The sequence below is a fragment of the Sphingobium cyanobacteriorum genome (assembly GCF_030580935.1).
GTDB classification, from domain to species: domain Bacteria; phylum Pseudomonadota; class Alphaproteobacteria; order Sphingomonadales; family Sphingomonadaceae; genus Sphingobium; species Sphingobium cyanobacteriorum.
In genome coordinates this window covers 222,539-242,956 of the sequence record NZ_JAUQOM010000003.1, presented here as the reverse complement: position 1 = coordinate 242,956, position 20,418 = coordinate 222,539, and the positions used below count along the sequence as shown (strand labels likewise).

The following is a 20,418-nucleotide window of genomic DNA, read 5'->3' as shown; positions in this document are numbered from 1 at the left end:
TGCGGGGAAAGTGACTTGGCCCGGCGATACAGTCAAGCAGTCAGGAAATCGACCATCGCCTGCCCCAGCTCCTTGCGGGTGACGGCATTCATATGGTTGCCCGGCACCTCGACATAACGGCCGTTGGGCAGCACATCGGCCAGTTCGTGCGCGACGCCATTGTCGCGGTCGTCCGCGCCGCAAATCACGGCGGTCGGCTGCCGGAAACCGGCGATCGTCTCCTCGTCCGTATCGACGAAGGTGTTGAGGATATTGAGCAGCGCCACCGGATCGCCCTTGGTGGTCTTGAGGAACGCTTCGGTCATCCATTGCGACGTGCCGCGTTCGAACGTGCCCAGATTGGTCAGCACATTCCGGTAATAGCCGCCATTGTCGAGCGTCCTGACCAGGCCGCGAAGCCCCATCCCCGCCAGGATCACGCGCCGTGGCGCCGCCCCGCGCGCCAGCATCCGCACCGTCGTCCGCGCGCCGAGCGAATAGCCGCCCAGATCATAGTCGGTCAGTCCCAATTGTTCGACCAGCCCCAGATTGTCATCCGTCAGCGCGTCGGCCGGATAGGCGGCGGGATCATGCGGCTTGGCACTCTCCCCATGGCCGCGCAGGTCCGGCATGATCAGCCGGAACCCCGCCGCCACCAGCCTGGCCGCATGGCCATAGCGAATCCAGTTGGTAAAGGCGTTGGAAAAATAGCCGTGGATCAGGACAAGGTCACGCGCCCCCTCTCCCTTGGCTCCCACCATATGCACCGCGATCGGCAATCCGTCGAAACCCTTGATCTCATGGCGTTCGATCGGCAGGTCGGTCATCGGGGGCATGTCCTTGTCGGGCGGTAACGGATCGTCCGATATGGCGTCAGCCGCGATGACGCAAGAGCGCTATCAGCGCCAGCCCGCTCCCGACCTGCGCGGCGGCCATATCCTTTTGCGCGTCCCAGACATCGCCCTGCTGGCCATTATAATAGTCTGCCGTCTCGCCTGCTGCGATTATGGTCAGCAACCATTCGAATATCTCATAGAGTGCGCTGCCAAGGCCAATGGTGGCAAAGGCGAAAGCGAGGCTCCAGCGTTGCGGCAGACGGCCATAACGCCGTGCGACCTGTGCGATCGGCAATGTGAGTAGCCCGCCGAACGCAAAATGAACCAGCCGGTCGAAGCCGTTGCGGGTCGTGCCGAACAGGCTGGAAATATCGTGGCCGGTGAGCGCGCGGGCCCAATCATCATAAGGTGTGTAAGTGTATATCCAGCGCGCACCCAGCGTATGAAGCAGCAGGAACACCCATATGCAGGCAACCGCGCCGTTGGAAAGCGGCCAGCGCCTCAATATCCAAGGTGCAGCCAAAAGCAGCGCGACTGTGGGGCCGTGCTGGAGCGGGGCGAGATCGGGGTAAGGCTGCGCGATATTGGCCAAACCAATCGCGGCGACCAAAAGAGCGATCATCCGGCGCTGCATGACCGGAAGGATATTCCACATCACAACAGCACCGGAGATCATCGGATGCATCACCCCTTCTTGAGGTGACGACGGCCCAGCAGTTCGGCGATCTGCACCGCGTTCAGCGCCGCGCCCTTGCGCAGATTGTCGCTGACGCACCACAGGTTGATGCCGTTTTCGATCGTGGAATCTTCGCGCACGCGGCTGATGAAGGTCGCGAAATCGCCCACGCATTCGATCGGGGTGACGTATCCGCCATCCTCGCGCTTGTCGACCAGCATGATGCCGGGCGCCTCACGCAATATGTCCTGCGCTTCCTTGGCCGAAATTTCCTTCTCGAACTCGATGTTGATCGATTCCGAATGGCCAACGAACACCGGCACGCGCACGCAGGTCGCCGTGACCTTCACCTTGGGATCGAGGATCTTCTTGGTTTCCGCGACCATCTTCCATTCTTCCTTGGTCGATCCATCGTCCAGGAACACGTCGATATGCGGGATCACGTTGAAGGCGATCTGCTTGGTGAACTTCTTGGGCTCGGCCGGATCGCCGACGAAGATGTTGCGGCTCTGCTCGAACAGTTCGTCCATGCCCGCCTTGCCCGCGCCCGACACCGACTGGTAGGTCGACACGACCACGCGCTTGATCGTCGCTGCGTCATGCAGCGGCTTCAAGGCCACGACCATCTGCGCGGTGGAGCAGTTGGGGTTGGCGATGATGTTCCTCTTCTTGTACCCGTCGATCGCGTCCGGGTTCACTTCGGGCACGATCAGCGGCACGTCCGGGTCCATGCGATAGAGCGAGCTGTTGTCGATCACGACGCAGCCGGCCGCAGCCGCCTTGGGCGCATATTCCGCCGTCGGGCCGCTGCCGGCCGCGAACAGGGCGATGTCCCATCCGGTGAAGTCGAAATGCTCGATGCTCTGGCATTTGATCGTCTTGCCAGTCTCGCCGAAATCGACGGTCAGGCCCTGCGACCGCGACGAAGCCACCGCCGCAATCTCGTCAATGGGAAACTCGCGTTCAGCAAGAATGGTCAGCATCTCGCGGCCCACATTCCCGGTGGCTCCGACGACGACGACCTTGTAACCCATGACAAAAGACTCCAGTTCAACGCAGGATTGCGGAGTGCGCGCCATAGCGATGTGGCGGCAATTGTCCAGAAAGAAGGGCTTGCCTGCCGCAAACCCCTCCTCCGGCGCAATTTTATTTCGGCGCGGCGCCCGGCCCGCCGGCATGTTCGGCCAGGAAATGCTCGATCGTCCGCCACAGATGGACGCTGATGCCCGGCCCGCCGACGCGATGGGTCTGCCCCGGATAGGCCATCATTTCGAACGGCACCGCCGCGCCCTGCATCTTCGCCATCAGCGCGGTGGCATTGTCGAACACGACATTGTCGTCGGACATGCCGTGGATCAGCAACAGCGGATCGGCGATCTTCACCGCGTCATCCACCGCGCCCGACGCCGGATAGGCGCTGGGTTTGTCCTGCGGCTGGCCCAGATAGCGTTCGGTATAATGGGTGTCATAGAGTTCCCATTTCGTCACCGGCGCGCCCGCCACCGCCGCGGCAAAGACGCCCGGCGCCTTTTCCAGCAGCTTCACGGACATGTAGCCGCCATAGGACCAGCCATAGGTGGCGATCCGTTTGGCATCGACGAACGACTGGGCCTTCAGCCATTCCACGCCCTTCAACTGGTCATCGACCTCCACCGTGCCCATGGCGCGATAAAGATGATCCTCGAACGCCTTGCCGCGATCGGGCGTGCCGCGATTGTCGATCGCAAAGACGATCCAGCCCCGGTCCACCAGATACTGGTTCAGCGCGCCCGACCATGTGTTCGTGACCTGACGCCCGCCGCCCGGCCCGCCATAATGGATCATGAAAACGGGGTATCGCTTCCCCGGCTCCATCTTCGGCGTCATCATCTTGGTATAGAGCGTGGTCCCGTCCGCCGCCTGCATCGTGCCGAATGTCGTTTTCACATGGCCCGCGACATAGGGCGCGTAGGGGTGGCTGCCCGTCAGCGCATTTTCCGACAGCCATCGCAATTGCCTGCCGCTGCTGTCAGCCAGATAGAGTTGCCTTGGCTGATCCGCATTCTGCCGCGTCACCACGACCCGGCTCGCGGCACCGTCCATCACCGCGTCATTCCACCAGCCCTGCGCGGTCAGCGCCCGCGCCTGCCCGCCGCTGGTCAGCGCCGCAACATAAAGCTGCTGCTCCAGCGGCGTTTCGCGATTGCCGGTGAAATAGACCAGGCCCTTATTCTCATCCACGCCCACGACATCGCGCACGTCCCAGTCGCCGCTGGTCAGCGCCGTCCATTGGCCGCCGTTGACGCGATAAAGATGCCCATGGCCGCTCTTTTCCGACCACCACAGGATACTGCCATCCTTGAGCGCATGAAAATTGTTCGACAGGTTGATCCAGCTTTTCGCCGTCTCGGTCAGCACGATCCTGGCCTTGCCGGTGACGGGCTCGACCGCCAGCAGGTCGAGCCGTTTCTGGTCGCGGCTCTCGCGCTGGACATAGAGCGTCCTGCCGTCCTTCGCCCAGTCGACGCGGGCGAGGTAGATATCCTTGTCCGCGCCCAGGTCGACCTGCACTTGGCCCGATCCGTCGGGCTTCATCACGAACAGGTCGACGATGGCGTTGGGCGTGCCGGCGGCGGGATAGCGCTGTTGATAGACCTTCGTGCCCTCCCCGCCGATTGCGGTGCGGGTGACGATGCCGACGGGGCTTTCATCCACCCGCGCGACGGCGATGCGTGTATCGTCGGGCGACCACCAATAGCCGGTGCGCCGGTCCATTTCCTCCTGCGCCACGAATTCCGCCACGCCCCAGCTAATCGTATCGCTGCCCCCCTGCGTCACTTGCCTTTCCGTGCCACCGATCGGCTGGGTGAACAGATTGCCGCCGCGCACGAACGACACGAAGCCGCCCTTGGGACTGACCACGCCGTTCAGCTCGCCATCGGGCGTATTGGTCAGCCGCGTGACCTTGCCATCCAGCCCGGCCAGATACAGGTCGCCGTCGACCGGCACCAACAGGCTCTTGCCATCGGGCGCCCAGTCATAGCTGGTGATGCCGCTGCTACCCGCGACGGAGCGATCCCGCTCGCGCTGCATCTTTTCCGCTTCGGACAGTTCGGCCCCGCTGCCGGTCCTCTTCGAATCCACCAGCATCCGTTCCACCCCGGTCCGGCTGTCGATCGCCCACAGGTCCAGCCGCTCCTTTTCATCCGCGCGCGGTTTCAGCACCGTCACCAGCGACCCGTCGGGCGACAGTTTCAGCGCGCGCGGCTGCGGCCCGGCCAGGTCCGGGCTGGCGAACACGCGCTCCAGCGTCAGTTGGTCCTGCGCGCTGGCACAAAGCGGGGACAGCAGCAACGCGCCAAGGGCCGCGCCGGCTTTCAGATAGGGGGGCATGGTCGTCCTTTCCGGTCGGCGCGCAAACACGCCGGATGAGGCCGCAAATGTAGCGCGACACATTAGAAAAGATCAATGCCGGGAAATTATATGTCCTGCCATGACCGCCGGGTCATGGTGGGCGCGACAGGGATTGAACCTGTGACCCCACCCGTGTGAAGGGTGTGCTCTACCGCTGAGCTACGCGCCCCCTGTAAGGAGGAGGCGGCCTTTGGCATCGGCGGCGCGCCCTGTCAACAGGGGGTTCATCGATTTGCCGTAAAAGCCTTTTTACGATGATGCCAAGCCTGCCTATAGAGCGATTCGTCCCCCTTGTCGGAGTATCGCCTTCATGCGTCACAATCTTGCCTTGCTGATCGGCGGCCTGCTGATCGTCACGCTCGCCGCCTGCAATACGGTTCAGGGCGTCGGGCGCGATATCGAATCGGTCGGCCGCGCGGGCAAGGACGTGATGCACTGAAAAGGGGCGCTCGCCCCGCGCCGCACCTATTGCAGAACGCGCGCCATCGCGGTCATGTTCTTGCGCAACCTTACGCCGTCGCACCCCGGTTCGCCACATTCGCACGCTTCGATGGTGTAGCGCACGCCGCACATGACCAGCACATCCTGGTCGAACGAATAGTTGGAAATTCCCGCACGTTCGACCTTTTCCTGTGCTCTGGCCTTGAGGGTCATGCGGGCATCTCCTTCCGGAATTCGGACGCTCATCATCAATGGTGCACTGCACAATGTCAATTGATGCGTATTTGTTCCTGAACATTTTGTAAGAATATTGTCGCTGAAATGACACGCTTCGCCGATTGAACGGGGGCGGCTTGCGCCCTGCGGCCCCGCGTCCCATATGCCGGCCCATGAACGACCAACGCAGCTCTTCCATGCCCGTCTGGCATGGCACCACCATCATGTCGGTCCGCAAGAATGGAAAGGTCGTCGTCGCCGGCGATGGCCAGGTGTCCATGGGCCAGACCGTGATGAAGCCCAACGCCCGCAAGGTGCGCCGCCTGCATGACGGCAGCGTCATCGGCGGCTTTGCCGGCGCGACCGCCGACGCCTTCACCCTGTTCGAACGGCTCGAAGCCAAGCTGGAACGCCATAATGGCCAGTTGATGCGCTCTGCGGTCGAACTGGCCAAGGACTGGCGCACCGACAAATATCTGCGCAATCTGGAAGCGATGATGATCGTCGCGGACAAGGATGTGACCTTGATCCTGACCGGCAATGGCGATGTGCTCGAACCATTGAACGGCGTCGCGGCGATCGGCTCCGGCGGCAATTTTGCCCTCGCCGCCGCCCGCGCGCTGATGGAATATGAGGACGACGCGGAAACCCTCGCCCGCAAGGCGATGGCCGTCGCCGCCGACATCTGCGTCTATACCAACGACCAGTTGACCATCGAAACGCTCGACAGCGCCGTTTAGCCGAAAACCCCTCCCTTTCAGGGAGGGGGTGGGGTGGGTGCGAGCGCAGCGAGCTTGCTCCATCCCGATATGTTGCAACGCGCGCGATGCGCGCGATCCACCCCCTGCCCCTCCCTTGAAAGGGAGGGGGGAGTCTCAAGATGAACGACAATCTGACACCCAAAGCCATCGTCGCCGCATTGGACGCCCATATCATCGGCCAGCATGACGCCAAGCGCGCCGTCGCGGTGGCCCTGCGCAACCGCTGGCGCCGCCAGCACCTGCCCGCCGACCTGCGGGACGAGGTGACGCCCAAGAATATCCTGATGATCGGGCCGACCGGCTGCGGCAAGACCGAGATCAGCCGCCGGCTGGCGAAACTGGCCGACGCCCCCTTCGTCAAGGTCGAAGCCACCAAATTCACCGAAGTCGGCTATGTCGGCCGCGACGTGGAACAGATCGTCCGCGATCTTGTCGAGGAAGCGGTGCGCCTAGAAAAGGACCGCCGCCGCGAAGCTGTGCGCGAAGCCGCATCCGAAGCCGCCATGGCCCGCCTGCTCGACGCGCTGACGGGCAAGGAAGCGAGCGAGGCCACCCGCCTTTCCTTCCGCCAGCGGATCGAGCAGCATCAGATGAACGATGTCGAGGTCGAGGTGGAAGTCGCCGACAGCCCCTCCATGCCGATGGAAATTCCCGGCATGGGCGGTCAGGTCGGCATGATCAACCTGTCCGACATGATGTCCAAGGCGTTCGGCCAGCAACAGAAGAAGCGCCGCAAGATGCGCGTCGCCGACGCCTGGGACAAGCTGGTCGAGGAAGAGCAGGACAAGCGCCTGGACCAGGATGATGTCGCCCGAACCGCCATCACCAGCGCCGAGCAGAACGGCATCGTGTTCCTTGACGAGATTGACAAGATCGCGGTCAGCGACGTGCGCGGCGGCTCCGTCAGCCGCGAAGGGGTGCAGCGCGACCTGCTGCCTTTGATCGAGGGCACGACCGTCTCGACCAAATATGGCCCGCTCAAGACCGACCATATCCTCTTCATCGCGTCGGGTGCCTTCCACGTCGCCAAGCCCAGCGACCTGCTGCCCGAACTCCAGGGCCGCCTGCCGATCCGGGTGGAGTTGAAGGCGCTGACCGAGGAGGATTTCGTCGCGATCCTTTCCGACACCAAGGCCAGCCTGGTGACGCAGTATCGCGCGCTGCTGGCGACCGAGGAGGTTACGATCGACCTCACCCCGGACGGCATCCGCGCGGTAGCCAAGATCGCCGCCGACGTGAACAGCGAAATCGAGAATATCGGCGCCCGCCGCCTCCAGACGGTGATGGAAAAGCTGCTGGAAGATGTGAGCTTCGAAGCGGAGGACCGTCGCGGCGAAACCCTGCTGATCGACCGCACCTATGTGGAGAAGCAGCTATCCGCCGTCGCCCACGACACGGATTTGAGTAAATATGTGCTGTAGGTAAAGACAAATGCGTTCCCGCGCAGGCGGGAACCCAGTTCCGCCGCCGATATCACATGCTGCCGTTGGAACTGGGCTCCCGCCTGCGCGGGAGCACCAGCCACTATCACATCAATAACTCCGCCCCACCAACACCCGCTCGACCGCCTTCTCGCCGGTAAACACGCACACCCCGTCCGCCGCCGGCGCGTCGCTCGGCACATTGCGCAGGGTCAGCTTCTCACCCTTGAGCCACTGGACCACCTTCTCCAGCGCATCGCCGGTCGGCTTGGCCCATTGCACCAGCGCCCAGCCGGGCTTGGCGCTCGCGTTGAAATAGGCTTTCAGCGCATCCAGATCGCCGATCGAAGCGTCGATGCTGCCATCCAGCCGCGCCTTGGCGTCGGCGAACAGCGCCGCCTGAATATCCTCCAGCGTCGCCACCGCGCCCGCCACGAAATCGCCCTTGGCAACGATCGCGCTGTCCAGCTTGCCGTCCGGGCGGTACAGCCGGTCGCGCCGGATCACCGACACATTGCCGCCCGCCACATCGCGCCCGCCGACCTCGATGACGATCGGGGCGCCCTTCTTGACCCAGCCCCAGCGCTTGGTCGCCGCCTTGGCCGGGCGACGGTCGAGCAGCGCGCGCACCGGCTCGCGAAACACATTCAGGCCGTTCAACTGCGTCACAAGGTCAGAGCAATAAGCAAGGATCGCTGCATCCTCATCCGTGTCGCGCAGCATCGGCACGACCACGATCTGCCAGGGCGCGACGCGCGGTGGCACGCGCAGGCCATCGTCGTCGCCATGGACCATGATCAGCCCGCCGATCATCCGCGTCGACACGCCCCAACTGGTGGTCTGCGCCAGTTCCTGTTGCCCTTCGGCATTCTGGAACTTGATATTCTGCGCCTGGCTGAAGGTGGTGCCCAAGAAATGCGATGTGCCGGCCTGCAGCGCCTTGCCATCCTGCATCATCGCTTCGATCGAATAGGTCGCGACCGCGCCGGGGAAGCGTTCATTTTCCGGCTTCTCGCCCGCCACCACCGGCAGCGCGATGCACTCCTCGGCAAAGCTGCGATAGACTTCCAGCATCTTCAATGTTTCGTCCATCGCCTCGTCCACCGTGGCGTGGGCGGTATGCCCCTCCTGCCACAGGAATTCCGCGGTGCGCAGGAACATGCGGGTCCGCATTTCCCAGCGCACGACATTGGCCCACTGGTTGATCAGCACCGGCAGGTCGCGCCAGCTTTGCACCCAGCGGCTGAACGCCGCGCCGATCACCGTTTCGGACGTGGGCCGCACGACAAGCGGTTCTTCCAGCTTGGCGCTGGGGTCGGGCACCAGCTTGCCATCCTGCTGGATCAGTCGGTGATGCGTGACCACCGCCATTTCCTTGGCGAAGCCGTCGACATGCTCGGCCTCCTTCTCGAAATAGCTCAAGGGGATGAACAGCGGGAAATAGCAATTTTCATGGCCCGTGGCCTTGATCCGCTCGTCCAGCAACTTCTGGATGCGCTCCCAGATGCCATAGCCCCAGGGGCGGATCACCATGCACCCGCGCACGCCGCTTTCCTCGGCCATGTCGGCTTCCGAAATGACGGCCTGATACCAGGCGGCGAAATCCTGTTCGCGGGTGACATTAAGGGCGTGCTTCACGGGGATATGGCCTTGGCTAGAAAGGGAATGGCGCGCCATAGGACAGACGCGCCGTGCCTGTCGACCCCTTGAGCGCCGCGCCGACGCTCAGGCCGCAGCGCCCATCTTCTCCAGCCACGCCTTCGCCTGCCGGGGTTCACCCACAGCATCGGCCGCCGCCGGGCCACGCGCCGCCATGAAGTCATCGTGCAGCGCGAACGGCTCCAGCCCCAGCGTGTCGCGCATCGCGCCGATTTCCTCCGCCAGGTCGGACAGAGCGGCAATCACCGGGGCGGCGCGGGCCTTGCCGGCCTTGTCCTTCTGATGATCGAACAGGCCCCATCGCCCGGCGGCGGTGTCGCGCAGCGCCGCGATCAGCGCCGCGCGATATTCCTCCTCCAGTTCGGCCCGGCGCAGGTCCATCCGTTCCAGCCGATCCGCCCTAGCCATGCCGCATCAGCCCAGCTTGTCGATCTTCGCATTGAGCGCGGCGAGCTGCGCCTTGAGATCGCTGATCTCCGCGTCCTTGCTGCCTTCCGCTGATGGCGCGGCGGGCGGCGTCATGCCGGGAATGCCCGGCATCCCCGGCACGCCATTGCCGAACGCGCTGGCCGCCGCTTCGAACATCTGCAAATTGCGCTTGGCGATATCGGCGAGCGGCCCGCCGCCGAACGCGCCCTTCATCGCTTCCTGGAACTGCTGCTGATTCTTGCGGAACGCATCCATGGACGCTTCCAGATATTGCGGCACCATCGACTGCATCGAATCGCCGTACATCGAAATCAACTGGCGCAGGAAATTGACCGGCAGCATGTTCTTGCCGCGCTGTTCCTCTTCCATGATGATCTGGGTCAGGACATTGTGGGTGATGTCCTCGCCGGTCTTGGCGTCGACCACGGTGAATTCGCGTCCCTCGCGCGTCATCTGCGATAGCAGGTCGAGGGTGATGTAGCTGGAAGTTTCGGTATTATAGAGCCGCCTGTTGGCGTACTTCTTGATGACGACCGGCTCTGATTCATTCACGGTCCTGGATTTGGTCATGGATTCCTCTCCCACACCTGAGCATATCGCATTAGCACAAGGCGATGCCGCACCGCAACATGGGCCGCGCCCTTTGCCCCTTTTTCTCAATATTTTATGGCACGAAACGCAGGATGATCCCGATCTGCGCCGCAGGGCTTTTGCGGGCTTGCGCAAATATCAGGCGGCAACGCGCCCCCCCGCCGCGCCACAGAGGCGTTGCGTGGCCAGCGCCGGGCCGGCGCGCCTGCTGCAATATGGTGCGGCAAGTGCCCGTAATCCGGTGGTTTTCATTCCCTCCCTCATCAATCCGCCCCAGGTGCTCGACCTCTCGCCCGGCCGCTCCTTGCTGCGCCACATGGCCGCAGCAGGCCATGACGCCTATCTGGTCGACTGGGGCGCGCCGACGCCGCAGGATGCGGAGCTGGGCCTTGACGGGCATGTCACCCGACGCCTGTTGCCCATGCTTGCCACCCTGCCCCGCCCGCCGATCCTGGTCGGCTATTGCCTGGGCGGCAGCCTGGCCATCGGGGCCGCCGCCTTGCGGCCTGTCCCCGCGCTCGCCACGATCGCCGCGCCCTGGCGCTTCGACGGCTTCCCTCCGGCCGACCTGGATCTGATCGGCGGCCTGTGGCGCAGCGCCCAGCCGATGGCAGAACGGATCGGCTATGTCCCGATGGAGGTACTGCAATCGGGCTTCTGGGCGATGGACCCGGCCCGCACGATCCGCAAATATGCGCTCTTCGCCGATGCCGCGCCGGGGTCGGATGCCGAGCGCGCCTTCCTTGCGGTGGAGGACTGGGCCAATGGCGGCCCGCCACTCAGCTACGCCGCCGGCCGCGACCTGTTCGATAGCTTCTACGCCGGCAACGTCAGCGGCACGGGGCGCTGGACCATCGCGGGCCGCACGATCGATCCCGGCGCGCTCCCCTGCCCCACCCTGTCGATCGTTTCCACCACCGACCGGATCGTCCCCGCCGCCGCCGGACCGCACCTGCGGGAAGAACGCCATGTATCGCTTGGCCATGTCGGCATGGTGGTGGGCGGCAGCGCGCGTGAAAAGCTGTGGGAGCCGCTGTCCCACTGGCTTTCCAGCCATGATGGATGATGCTATGTGCGCGTGCGAAAACAACCACCGCATTTGAGGATCAAGGCTTTGTCAGACATCGTCATCACCGCCGCCAAGCGCACCCCTGTCGGCAGTTTCATGGGCGCCTTCGGCTCGGTTCCTGCGCATGAACTGGGTCGTCAGGCGATCCTGGCGGCCCTTGCCCAGGCGGCCGTCGCGCCGGAGGAAGTGGACGAGGTGATTCTGGGTCAGGTGCTGGCGGCTGGCCAGGGCCAAAACCCCGCGCGTCAGGCCGCCGTCAATGCCGGCATCCCGGTTGAACGCACGGCGATGGGCATCAATCAACTGTGCGGTTCGGGCCTGCGCGCCGTTGCCCTCGCCGCCCAGGCGATCCGTTCGGGCGACGCCGACATCATGGTCGCGGGCGGCCAGGAAAACATGTCGCTTGCGCCCCACGCCCAATATCTGCGCGCCGGCAGCAAGATGGGGTCCGTCACGCTGTTCGATACCATGATCCACGATGGCCTGACCGACGCCTTCAACAATTATCATATGGGCGTGACGGCGGAAAATCTGGCGGAAAAATATCAGATCAGCCGCGAAGCGCAGGATGCGTTCGCCGTCGCCAGCCAGAACAAGGCGGAAGCCGCGCGCGCCGCCGGCCGGTTCGTCGATGAAATCGTGCCCGTCACGGTCAAGGGCCGCAAGGGCGACACCATTGTCGAGCATGACGAATATATCCGTGCCGGCGCCACGATCGAAGCGATGCAGAGCCTCAAGCCCGCGTTCAAGAAGGACGGCACCGTCACTGCCGGCAACGCCAGCGGCCTCAATGACGGCGCCGCCGCGCTGGTGCTGATGACCGCCGATGCCGCCGCCAGGCGCGGCGCGACCGTGCTGGGCCGCATCGCCGGCTTCGCCACCTGCGGCGTCGATCCTTCGATCATGGGCATCGGCCCGGCCCCGGCCAGCCGCAAGGCCCTGGCCAAGGCGGGCTGGTCGATCGCCGACCTCGACCTTATCGAGGCGAACGAAGCCTTCGCCGCGCAGGCCCTGTCGGTCGGCCAGGAACTGGGCTTCGACCCGGAAAAGCTCAACGTCAATGGCGGCGCGATCGCCATCGGTCATCCGATCGGCGCTTCGGGCGCGCGCGTGCTGACCACCCTGCTCTATGAAATGGCCAAGCGCGACGCGAAAAAGGGCCTGGCCACCCTGTGCATCGGCGGCGGCATGGGCGTCGCCATGTGCATCGAACGCTAGAGCACGATGATGGCGCGGGTCAATCTGGCATGATCCCGCTCCAAGACGTGCAATAAATACAAAAAACAGGCCGCCGGTCGAAAGATCGGCGGCCTTTCCCGTCTCAGCTATCGCGCGGCGCGCGGCGGCATCGGTCGGAACAATAAATGACAGCCTCCCAGTCGCGTTCCCACTTCTTGCGCCAGGCAAAGGGACGCTGGCAGACCGGGCAGATTTTCGTCGGCAAATCCCGCTTGGCAACGCCGCGTGGCATTTTTTTTCAGTCCCACAGCCGGTCGAACCGCGCGCCCAGCCCGGTCAGCAATTCATATTGCGACAGGCCCGACAGCGCAGCCGCGTCGGGCAAAGCATAGTCGATCGTCAGCCAGTCGCCTTCGCCCACCTCCGCCCGCGCACTGACATCGACCGCGATCAGGTCCATCGACACCCGGCCCAGCACCGGCAGTCGCGCGCCATCGATGATCACCGCGCCTTTGCCGGAAAAGCCGCGCAGATAGCCATCGGCATAGCCCAGGTTCAGGATCGCCACCTCATGGTCGCGCGTCGCCGTGAAGGTCGCGTTATAGCCGATGCTGTCCCCCGCGATCAGCCGCCGCCGTTGCAGCACCTGCGCCTGCGGCTGCACCACCGCGCGCACATGCCCGGCCGCCTGATCGCGCGGGATGCCGCCATACAGCGCCAGCCCCGGTCGGGTCAGATCGAAATGATAGTCGCGGCCCAGGCATATGCCGGCACTGTTGGCCAGGCTGTAGCGCGCCGCCGCAACCGCCCGCCTGATCCCGACGAACCGCGCCTGTTGCGCCGCATTGAACGCGACATCCTCATCCGCCGACGCCAGATGGCTCATCAGCGTCGCGATCTCCAGCCCCTCGACCAGCGCCGCAATCTCGCCGCGCCAGTCCAGCCCCAGCCGGTTCATGCCGGTATCGACCATGACATCGCACGCCCCGCCACCCGCATCGCGCCAGCGCGCTACCTGCGCCGGCGTGCACAGGACCGGCCGCGCCCGTGACGCCAGCGCCTGGGGCATGTCCTCGACGCGCACGCCATGCAGGATGGAAAGATTGACGCCGGTTTCCAGCAGCGGCTCGACCAGAGCCGCCTCGCCCCAGTTGGATACGAAGAAGTCGCGGCACCCCGCGCGCAGCAGCCGACGCATCGCCTCGACCGCGCCCAGCCCATAGCCGTCCGCCTTGATCGCCGCGCCGCACGCCGCGCCGCCGCCCTTCGCCGCCAGCCAGCGCCAGTTGGACACGAGCGCGTCGCCATCCAGGCGCAGGCGCAGCGGAGCGATATAGGCATGCATCACGCTGCCGATAGCGCCCCCGGCATCAGGCGTCGAGGGGGCGATCCTTCGTTTCGGGTAATCCGATCAGGCATGTGACCAACGCCAGCGCCACCACCGCCAGCGTGTACCACAATCCCGCATAGGGATCGCCCGTGCGCGCCACGATATATTGGCTGACCAGCGGCAGGAACCCGCCGAAATAGCCGGTGCCGATATGATAGGGGATGGACAGCGACGAATAGCGGATGCGCGCCGGGAAATATTCGGACAATAGCGCCGCCACCGGCCCATAGGTCGCCCCCGATAAAATCCACAGGATCAGCAGCGCACCAAAAACCAGCGCGGCCGCCGGCCAGTCGGGCGTCACCGCGCCGCCCGGATATCCCGCCGCCGCCAGCGCCCTATCAAGACCGGCGGGGTCCAGATCGGCCACCGCCTTGCCGCCGATCGCGACGCCCGGCACGGCCGCTTCCTGCTTGTCATAGGGGATGCCGCGCTTGGAAAAATGGTCAAGCAGCTTGCCGCAAGCGGTCGGCTGCACTTTGGCGAACGGATCGAAACGGCAATCCGACCCGCTCACCACCACCGGCGCGCGGACGGCCGCCGCCTCCAGCGCCGGGTTCGCGACATGCCCCATGAATTGATAGAGCGGCAATGCCAGCACCAGCACCAGGGCATAACCGATCAGGATCGGCTTCCGGCGCCCCACCCGGTCGGACAGCCAGCCGAAGAAGATGAAGCTGCCCACCCCGAAAAAGGCGCTGCCGCCCACCAGCAACTGCGCCATGCCCGGCGACACATGCAGCCCGTTTTGCAGGAAATAGAGCGCCTGGAACATCACCGTATAGGCGATGACGGTAAAGCCCGCCGCGATGCCGATCATCGCCACCAGCATCCGTCGCCTGTTGCCCGGCGCGGTGAAGGCTTCCTTGAGCGGGTTCTTCGCCTGCGCGCCCGCCGCCTTCATCGCGGTAAAGACCGGGCTTTCGCGCAGCATCAGCCGCATCCACAGCGATATGCCCAGCAACGCCAGCGACAGGATGAACGGGATGCGCCATCCCCATGCCGCCCACACCGCCGGCCCCACGATCGCCTGCGTGCCGACCACGACGATCAGCGACAGCACGAATCCGCCGATCACCCCCGCCTGGATGAAGCTGGTATAAAAGCCCCGCTTCCCCGGCGGCGCATGTTCGGCGACATAGATCGCCGCCCCGCCATATTCCCCGCCCAGCGCCAGCCCCTGCGCGATCCGCAGGCCGATCAGGATGATCGGCGCGGCGATCCCGATGCTGGCGGCGGATGGCGTCAATCCCACGCCCGCCGTCGCCACCCCCATCAGCACGATGGTCGCCAGAAACGTATATTTGCGCCCCAGCCGGTCGCCCAGATAGCCGAACAGCATCGCCCCGATCGGCCGGAAGGCGAAGCCGATGGCGAAACCGGCGAGCGTGTAGAGCAGCTCGACGGTCGGATTGTCGGTCGGGAAGAAGGTCCGCCCGATGATCGGCGCCAGAACGCCATAGATGTAAAAATCATACCATTCGAACACGGTGCCCAGCGCCGACGCGGTGATGACCAGCCGGTCGCGCCTTGCATCCATCACATAATCGCTGCGCACCATTCCCACGGCCATTGCTCTGCATCCCTCGCCCCATTCCGATCATCGCGGAATTTAGCGAAATGCGTCAGCGCGGCCAGCAATAATATCGCGGCGTCGGTTCAGGCGGCTTCCGCTTGTCCCATGCTCTTTGCGGCGCAAATATATCAGGCGCGCAGAGCGACCACATTGCTCGCGGGCATGGACATATCCTCTTGCTGCACTGGAGCCACCCAGCGACGGCCGCTGGACGCAAGCATGTCCAGCCGCAGAATGACATGCGACCGCAGGCCATCCCATAGCGCCGGGTCCAGGCGCATGGCGCCTTTGGTCCAGCGCCATTGGCGCCCGCCCCCTTGTTCCAGCGCGTGCTGGCTGTCGAACATTGCATGGTCGATCGTCACCGTCCGTTCGGCACGCAATCCGTCCGAAAGGGTGAGGCCGGTCAGGCAGATGCCCAACGCCCGCTGGTCGCCCTCAATATCCGCATGCGCCGGCACGAAACAGTGCGACCGCAGCACGACTTCGCGCGCCGTGGCGGGGAAGATGAAGCGCGCAAGGTCGCCGTCCATATCACCATCAACCCGCACGCCATCGACCACCAGATGCACATCCATGTCGCTGGTGTCGGCCCAGCCGATCCGCCGCGCCTGCTCCGCCAGCCGCAGCCGTATCGCCTCGACGATCGGACCATTATCGACAAACGGGCGGGCATATCGACCGGAATCCTGTGCCGCGGCATCGGGCAGATCCGTGCCAAGTCCTGAGAACCAGGCGCGGTTGCCGACGTCGAGATAGCTTTCACTGGGCAGGTTGTTGGACAGCAACACGTCGTGCTGGTCCAGTTCGACGTGCCAGTATGTAACCGTGTCCATTGGCACGCGTGCAATCGTGCCGCCGTTGACCAGCCGCCCGACCGGCACGAACATCTCGCCCATGACATCCACGCAGACGGCGTGGCCAGCCGACAGCAGCAGGTCGCGATCCGGCCGGTTCGTCCCGAACGCGCCTGCCTTGACCCGCACGGGCCACGCCGCCGCCTGCGCCGCGTCCGCAATGCCCGTCAATGTCCGCTGCCCGATCCAGGTGACGGGCTGCAACGCGCCGGAGGCCGTCATCACCCGATCCCCGACCGCCAGTTCCTCCACCGCCACGTCACCGCGATCGGTGCGGATCAGCGTACCCGTGACGAAGCAGACATAGTTGATGACGATCTTGGTCGTCGGTGGATCCGACGAGAAGGTGCGGCCTTCGCTCAGCGCAAAGCTGCTATTGTTAAAATTGCCGCTCAATTGGAGCGTCACGACGCTCGTGCCGTCATTGACGGTGAGCGTGCCGCCCGTGGCGCTGCCCAGATAGCTTGCAGTGGCGCTGGAGAAATTCACATCCTTCAGGACGACATTCCCTGCCAGCGTGCCGTCGGCCGTCCCTGCATAGGGCGTGAGCGTGCCGGTAAAACTGTCAGGATCACCGATGATGAGGGTGGCGCGGCTGTCGTCAAATATCACATCATTGCTGGACGCGCCGGCAATATTGAGCGTGTAGCCCGAACCGTAGGTAAAATGATCGCGACCGAAAATATGGATCACGCCATCGCCGGTCAGCGGACCTTGTATCGACAGGGATGAAGGTGAGAAGCCACCTGGCATACCGACATTGATGACGCCGTCATTATCGACTGGCCCGTTAATGACGCCAAGTCCACCTACGACGCCGGTGTCACTGATGTGAATACTTGAGGAGGAGACAAGGACGGAACCAGTGAGATTGAGCGCGCCGTCGATATCAAGCGCACCGAATTCAAAGCTTCCGTTACTCAGCGTCAGACTGCCCTCTTGCTGGATTTCCTGCAAAGTGGTTGTCATATCGACATAGCTGTTTGACGTCGTATCAAAGCTATAGATGGATGCATTGCCTTGCAGGCTGACGTCGGCCAAAAGGGAGGTGATATTCCCTCCGCCCACATTCAGCAAAATTCCCTGTGGGTCGCCCGGTTGGACGCCGGTGGTATCGGACGAAAGCCCGAAGTCTGTAGCGTTATAGGTGCCGCCATCCAGCACGCCGTTCACCAAGTTTGAAAAGGCACCTGGATCAGTTGTCAGACTGAGGTTGCCATAGGCTCCTCCCCCCAGAGAGCCGTCGTTCAGAGTGAGCGTATCAAAGGTAGCGACTACCCCTCCCTGTCCCGCCGTCATAGCACCGCCGTCCGCCAGAACCACATTGTCCGCCCCCAATGTGCCTGCTGCAATGATGGCGCCGCCCGTGACGGTAATGTCGCCCGCTGCCAGAGCGGCGCCTTCCGACATCGAGATCGATCCACCCCCACCCAGAGTCAGGTCTCCGGCCGTAAGGCTGCCCAGCAGAAAAACCGCATTATTCTCAACGAATAGCGAATTCACGGTAACTGACGAACCCGCCGCGATATTTATCCCGGAATTCTGCACCTCGCCTGTGCCGATATTCGTGATCGTGTTGATAAACACGTCCGCATCCGACGCATTCGGTACGGTCCCGGTGGACCAGATCAATGGATCGAACCAGCTCTTGCCGTAGCCAGGCGATGGCGGCGTATAAGTATAGGTTGTCATGATCCAGCTCCCAAGATGACAGGGGAGCTGGGATCATGCAGATCCAAGTAATAAAATCAACATATAATAATACGAAACATGCGGCCGGCAGATTTTTTTGCCGCATGTTTCCGATTTTGGCGGAAAGACAGAATCAAAAAATTGCGATCGATCATTAATCCATGATAAGAATATAAATCGTGTAGTAACTGGGCTTCATTCCAGTTCCAATATCACCGCATCCACCGGCAGGCTCTCGCCCTGTGCCGCCGACACGCTCTTGACCGTGCCGGCCTTGCCCGCGCGCAGGATATTTTCCATCTTCATCGCCTCGATCACGGCGAGCGGCTGGCCGATCTCCACCTTGTCGCCGACCTTGACGTTCAGCGCGACCAGCAGGCCCGGCATCGGGCAGATCAGGAAGCGCGACAGGTCGGGCGGGATCTTCTCGATCATGTGCCGCGCATAGGGTGCCGCATGGGCGGGCAGGATACGCAATTTATGGCTCGCCCCATGCGCCGTCAGGACAAAGCCCGACCGCACCGGCGCGATCCGCACCGCCAGCAATTCGTCGCCGAACTCCGCCTCGATCAGTCGGTCGCCCGGCGTATATTCCAGCGCCATGTCGATCGCCTGACCATCCACGGTCACATCGTCGCCGTCGATTTCTACATCATGGATGGCGTCCCCGATCTTGACCTGCCAGCCGGTCGGCGGGCTAAGGCGACGGCCCAGTTGCCCGTCGATCCGCCGCGCCCGATCCGCCTGCGCCATCGCCGCGAACGCGCCGATCGCCGACAGCCGCCGCAGCAGTTCGGGCGAAGCGGGTGCGCCCTGGAACCCGTCGGGATATTCCTCCGCGATGAAGCCGGTGGTGATATTGCCGGACCGGAACCGTTCATGCTGCATCAGCGCGGACACGAAATCGATATTATGCCCCGGCCCCTCGATCTCGAACTTGTCGAGCGCCTCGATCTGCTTGTCGATCGCCTCCAGCCGCGTGGGCGCCCAGGTGATCAGCTTGGCGATCATCGGATCGTAGAAAATCGACACTTCGCCGCCCTCGACCACGCCATCATCCACCCGGATCAGCGCACCATTGTCGTCCGTCCCGGTTTCGGGCGGATTGTAGCGGATCAACCGGCCGGTCGACGGCAGGAAGCCGCGATAGGGGTCTTCGGCATAGACGCGGTTTTCGATCGCCCAGCCGTTGATCTTCACATCATCCTGCGTGAAGCTGAGCTTCTCGCCATTGGCGACGCGGATCATCTGCTCGACCAGGTCGACGCCGGTGATCTCCTCGGTCACGGGATGCTCGACCTGCAACCGGGTGTTCATTTCGAGGAAGTAGAAGCCGTCGCCGGTCTTGTCCTCGCCCGACACGATCAGTTCGACCGTGCCTGCGCTGAAATAGCCGACCGCGCGGGCGAGCGCGACGCACTGCTCACCCATCTTGCGGCGCATTTCGGGGCTGACGAAGGGCGACGGCGCTTCCTCGACCACCTTCTGGTGGCGGCGCTGGATCGAACATTCGCGTTCGTTGAGGTAAACGATATTGCCATGCTGGTCGCCCAGCACCTGAATTTCGATATGGCGCGGGCTTTCGATGAACTTTTCGATGAACACGCGATCATCGCCGAAGCTGGCGAGGCCTTCGCGCTTGGTCGCCTCGAACCCTTCGCGCACATCCTGCTCGGAATAAGCGAGGCGCATCCCCTTGCCGCCGCCGCCGGCCGACGCCTTCATCATCACCGGATAGCCGATCTCGTTGGAGATGCGGACGGCATGTTCGGTGTCGTCGATCACGCCGACGAAGCCGGGAACGACATTGACGCCCGCCTCCAGCGCCAGCTTCTTGGATTCGATCTTGTCGCCCATCGCCGCGATGGCGTTGGCCGGGGGTCCGACGAAGATGATGCCTTCCGCGTCGAGCGCGTTGCGGAAACTTTCACGTTCCGACAGGAAGCCATAGCCCGGATGCACGGCGTCCGCGCCGGTCTGCTTGCAGGCCGCGATGATCTTGTCGGCGATCAGATAGGATTGGGCGGCGGGCGACGGGCCGATATGCACCGCCTCGTCCGCCATCAACACATGCGGCGCGCGCGCATCCGCATCGGAATAGACCGCGACGGTCTTGATGCCCATCTTCTTGGCCGTGCGCATGACACGGCACGCAATTTCGCCACGGTTCGCGATCAGGATCTTGGTGATTGCCATGTTATTCCCTGTCCCAGTCCTATCCTATCAGCCGTTCGGGCTGAGCCTGTCGAAGCC

At 63.7% G+C, this 20,418-nt stretch carries 18 protein-coding genes and 1 tRNA gene; 5 read left to right on the top strand and 14 right to left on the bottom strand.

The window, feature by feature from the left end; all coding sequences use genetic code 11:
- Positions 1-32: 32 nt before the first annotated feature.
- The 5 genes from Q4610_RS09595 to Q4610_RS09575 all read right to left on the bottom strand — a co-directional run bounded on the left by Q4610_RS09595 (position 33) and on the right by Q4610_RS09575 (position 5,053).
- Positions 33-806, bottom strand: a complete 774-nt coding sequence (locus tag Q4610_RS09595; protein ID WP_304535725.1) for an alpha/beta fold hydrolase — start codon at positions 804-806, stop codon at positions 33-35.
- Positions 807-852: 46 nt separating this feature from the next.
- On the bottom strand, positions 853-1,491 hold the full coding sequence (locus tag Q4610_RS09590) for a DUF2238 domain-containing protein (RefSeq protein ID WP_304535865.1): 639 nt from the start codon (positions 1,489-1,491) through the stop codon (positions 853-855).
- A gap of 8 nt (positions 1,492-1,499) precedes the next feature.
- A complete protein-coding gene (locus Q4610_RS09585; protein WP_304535724.1) occupies positions 1,500-2,525 on the bottom strand; it encodes an aspartate-semialdehyde dehydrogenase in 1,026 nt (341 codons plus the stop codon).
- 112 nt (positions 2,526-2,637) lie between these two features.
- Complete coding sequence (locus Q4610_RS09580; protein WP_304535723.1) at positions 2,638-4,863, bottom strand: S9 family peptidase; 2,226 nt, start codon at positions 4,861-4,863, stop codon at positions 2,638-2,640.
- Between the two features lie 115 nt (positions 4,864-4,978).
- Positions 4,979-5,053, bottom strand: a tRNA-Val gene (locus Q4610_RS09575).
- 141 nt (positions 5,054-5,194) lie between these two features.
- On the opposite strand from Q4610_RS09575, the gene Q4610_RS09570 reads away from it, so the two are divergent.
- Entirely contained in the window at positions 5,195-5,323 is a 129-nt protein-coding gene (locus Q4610_RS09570) for an entericidin A/B family lipoprotein (protein WP_304535722.1), read from the top strand.
- A gap of 26 nt (positions 5,324-5,349) precedes the next feature.
- On the opposite strand, the gene Q4610_RS09565 is transcribed toward Q4610_RS09570, so the two are convergent.
- On the bottom strand, positions 5,350-5,538 hold the full coding sequence (locus Q4610_RS09565; RefSeq protein ID WP_304535721.1) for a hypothetical protein: 189 nt from the start codon (positions 5,536-5,538) through the stop codon (positions 5,350-5,352).
- Positions 5,539-5,738: 200 nt separating this feature from the next.
- On the opposite strand from Q4610_RS09565, the gene hslV reads away from it, so the two are divergent.
- Positions 5,739-6,281 carry an ATP-dependent protease subunit HslV gene (hslV, locus tag Q4610_RS09560; protein ID WP_304535720.1) on the top strand — a complete coding sequence of 181 codons (543 nt, stop codon included), beginning with the start codon at positions 5,739-5,741 and terminating at the stop codon, positions 6,279-6,281.
- Between the two features lie 140 nt (positions 6,282-6,421).
- Complete coding sequence (gene hslU, locus Q4610_RS09555; RefSeq protein ID WP_304535719.1) at positions 6,422-7,723, top strand: ATP-dependent protease ATPase subunit HslU; 1,302 nt, start codon at positions 6,422-6,424, stop codon at positions 7,721-7,723.
- 111 nt (positions 7,724-7,834) lie between these two features.
- Here the strand turns inward: hslU and proS are convergent, their stop codons facing one another.
- The 3 genes from proS to phaR all read right to left on the bottom strand — a co-directional run bounded on the left by proS (position 7,835) and on the right by phaR (position 10,381).
- On the bottom strand, positions 7,835-9,361 hold the full coding sequence (gene proS / locus Q4610_RS09550; protein WP_304535718.1) for a proline--tRNA ligase: 1,527 nt from the start codon (positions 9,359-9,361) through the stop codon (positions 7,835-7,837).
- A gap of 87 nt (positions 9,362-9,448) precedes the next feature.
- On the bottom strand, positions 9,449-9,790 hold the full coding sequence (locus tag Q4610_RS09545; protein ID WP_304535717.1) for a hypothetical protein: 342 nt from the start codon (positions 9,788-9,790) through the stop codon (positions 9,449-9,451).
- A gap of 6 nt (positions 9,791-9,796) precedes the next feature.
- Complete coding sequence (phaR, locus tag Q4610_RS09540; protein ID WP_304535716.1) at positions 9,797-10,381, bottom strand: polyhydroxyalkanoate synthesis repressor PhaR; 585 nt, start codon at positions 10,379-10,381, stop codon at positions 9,797-9,799.
- Here phaR and Q4610_RS09535 point away from each other — a divergent pair.
- Together Q4610_RS09535 and Q4610_RS09530 are read left to right on the top strand one after the other, a co-directional pair.
- Complete coding sequence (locus Q4610_RS09535; protein WP_304535715.1) at positions 10,380-11,468, top strand: alpha/beta hydrolase; 1,089 nt, start codon at positions 10,380-10,382, stop codon at positions 11,466-11,468. The two genes, phaR and Q4610_RS09535, sit on opposite strands and share 2 nt — an antisense overlap.
- Before the next feature lie 48 nt (positions 11,469-11,516).
- On the top strand, positions 11,517-12,689 hold the full coding sequence (locus Q4610_RS09530; RefSeq protein WP_304535714.1) for an acetyl-CoA C-acetyltransferase: 1,173 nt from the start codon (positions 11,517-11,519) through the stop codon (positions 12,687-12,689).
- Between the two features lie 103 nt (positions 12,690-12,792).
- Here Q4610_RS09530 and Q4610_RS09525 read toward each other — a convergent pair whose 3' ends face one another.
- The 5 genes from Q4610_RS09525 to Q4610_RS09505 form a co-directional block, all read right to left on the bottom strand.
- Positions 12,793-12,942, bottom strand: a complete 150-nt coding sequence (locus Q4610_RS09525; protein WP_304535713.1) for a DUF2256 domain-containing protein — start codon at positions 12,940-12,942, stop codon at positions 12,793-12,795.
- Positions 12,943-12,948: 6 nt separating this feature from the next.
- On the bottom strand, positions 12,949-13,995 hold the full coding sequence (gene alr / locus Q4610_RS09520; RefSeq protein WP_304535712.1) for an alanine racemase: 1,047 nt from the start codon (positions 13,993-13,995) through the stop codon (positions 12,949-12,951).
- 25 nt (positions 13,996-14,020) lie between these two features.
- Positions 14,021-15,613 (bottom strand): MFS transporter, encoded by a 1,593-nt coding sequence (locus tag Q4610_RS09515; RefSeq protein ID WP_304535711.1) that lies wholly within the window; start codon positions 15,611-15,613, stop codon positions 14,021-14,023.
- A gap of 131 nt (positions 15,614-15,744) precedes the next feature.
- On the bottom strand, positions 15,745-18,165 hold the full coding sequence (locus Q4610_RS09510; protein WP_304535710.1) for a Hint domain-containing protein: 2,421 nt from the start codon (positions 18,163-18,165) through the stop codon (positions 15,745-15,747).
- A gap of 195 nt (positions 18,166-18,360) precedes the next feature.
- Positions 18,361-20,361 carry an acetyl-CoA carboxylase biotin carboxylase subunit gene (locus tag Q4610_RS09505; RefSeq protein WP_304535709.1) on the bottom strand — a complete coding sequence of 667 codons (2,001 nt, stop codon included), beginning with the start codon at positions 20,359-20,361 and terminating at the stop codon, positions 18,361-18,363.
- Positions 20,362-20,418 lie beyond the last annotated feature (57 nt).

What these genes read in the sequence shown, in the direction of transcription:
- Q4610_RS09580 (WP_304535723.1), bottom strand. Translation starts at nt 4,863, where the DNA reads ATGCCCCCCTATCTGAAAGCCGGCGCGGCCCTTGGCGCGTTGCTGCTG.
- Q4610_RS09585 (WP_304535724.1), bottom strand. Translation starts at nt 2,525, where the DNA reads ATGGGTTACAAGGTCGTCGTCGTCGGAGCCACCGGGAATGTGGGCCGC.
- Q4610_RS09595 (WP_304535725.1), bottom strand. Translation starts at nt 806, where the DNA reads ATGACCGACCTGCCGATCGAACGCCATGAGATCAAGGGTTTCGACGGA.
- Q4610_RS09525 (WP_304535713.1), bottom strand. Translation starts at nt 12,942, where the DNA reads ATGCCACGCGGCGTTGCCAAGCGGGATTTGCCGACGAAAATCTGCCCG.
- hslU (WP_304535719.1), top strand. Translation starts at nt 6,422, where the DNA reads ATGAACGACAATCTGACACCCAAAGCCATCGTCGCCGCATTGGACGCC.
- Q4610_RS09565 (WP_304535721.1), bottom strand. Translation starts at nt 5,538, where the DNA reads ATGACCCTCAAGGCCAGAGCACAGGAAAAGGTCGAACGTGCGGGAATT.
- Q4610_RS09590 (WP_304535865.1), bottom strand. Translation starts at nt 1,491, where the DNA reads ATGATCTCCGGTGCTGTTGTGATGTGGAATATCCTTCCGGTCATGCAG.
- Q4610_RS09570 (WP_304535722.1), top strand. Translation starts at nt 5,195, where the DNA reads ATGCGTCACAATCTTGCCTTGCTGATCGGCGGCCTGCTGATCGTCACG.
- Q4610_RS09545 (WP_304535717.1), bottom strand. Translation starts at nt 9,790, where the DNA reads ATGGCTAGGGCGGATCGGCTGGAACGGATGGACCTGCGCCGGGCCGAA.
- Q4610_RS09535 (WP_304535715.1), top strand. Translation starts at nt 10,380, where the DNA reads ATGGATTCCTCTCCCACACCTGAGCATATCGCATTAGCACAAGGCGAT.
- phaR (WP_304535716.1), bottom strand. Translation starts at nt 10,381, where the DNA reads ATGACCAAATCCAGGACCGTGAATGAATCAGAGCCGGTCGTCATCAAG.
- Q4610_RS09515 (WP_304535711.1), bottom strand. Translation starts at nt 15,613, where the DNA reads ATGGCCGTGGGAATGGTGCGCAGCGATTATGTGATGGATGCAAGGCGC.
- hslV (WP_304535720.1), top strand. Translation starts at nt 5,739, where the DNA reads ATGCCCGTCTGGCATGGCACCACCATCATGTCGGTCCGCAAGAATGGA.
- Q4610_RS09510 (WP_304535710.1), bottom strand. Translation starts at nt 18,165, where the DNA reads ATGACAACCTATACTTATACGCCGCCATCGCCTGGCTACGGCAAGAGC.
- alr (WP_304535712.1), bottom strand. Translation starts at nt 13,995, where the DNA reads ATGCATGCCTATATCGCTCCGCTGCGCCTGCGCCTGGATGGCGACGCG.
- Q4610_RS09505 (WP_304535709.1), bottom strand. Translation starts at nt 20,361, where the DNA reads ATGGCAATCACCAAGATCCTGATCGCGAACCGTGGCGAAATTGCGTGC.